This window comes from Streptomyces sp. DH12, from assembly GCF_020873895.1.
In the GTDB taxonomy this organism is placed as follows: Bacteria; Actinomycetota; Actinomycetes; order Streptomycetales; family Streptomycetaceae; genus Streptomyces.
Map to the genome: position 1 here is coordinate 1 of NZ_JAHWGT010000812.1, position 483 is coordinate 483.

General features: G+C 72.0%; 1 protein-coding gene. It reads right to left on the bottom strand.

Features of this window, described 5'->3' with window-relative positions; all coding sequences use genetic code 11:
* Positions 1–296: hypothetical protein (locus tag LPA54_RS37205; RefSeq protein WP_228984877.1), on the bottom strand; the 296-nt coding region annotated here is incomplete at its 3' end.
* Between the last annotated feature and the right edge of the window lie 187 nt (positions 297–483).

Here is a 483-nt window from a genome sequence, read left to right on the forward strand (position 1 = left end):
ACGACGATGCGTGCGTGCAGCCGGCGGTAGCGGGCCAGGGCCTTGGGCCCGGGCATGGTGTGGATCAGGTAGACGTCGACGGCGGCGAGGTGCTTGACCGCCTCATCGATGGCGGCGAACCGTGCGCGCTGGGCGACGCGCTGCACGATCGGGTCCTGATTCCACCCCGGGGCGCCCGGGCCGGTGAGGGCCGAGGCGATGCGGTCCATGTCGATGACAATGTCACGGGGCGTGGCGTGGGCCTGTATCCAACTGCTCTTGCCCCCGGCCGGCGGGCCGGTGATGACGTACAGCACGCTGCGTCACCTCATGGGTAGGTGCCGGCGATGTCCGGGTTGGCGAGGCTGTCGGTGAGGCTGCCCTGGTCGTCGTGCGGGCCGCGGACCTCGAGCGTGCCGGTGACGGGCAGTGCGCCGTCAGCGAGGGCCTGGACGACGCGGGCCCACATCTCGGCGAGGCGCAGCGCCTCGGTGGTCCGTACGC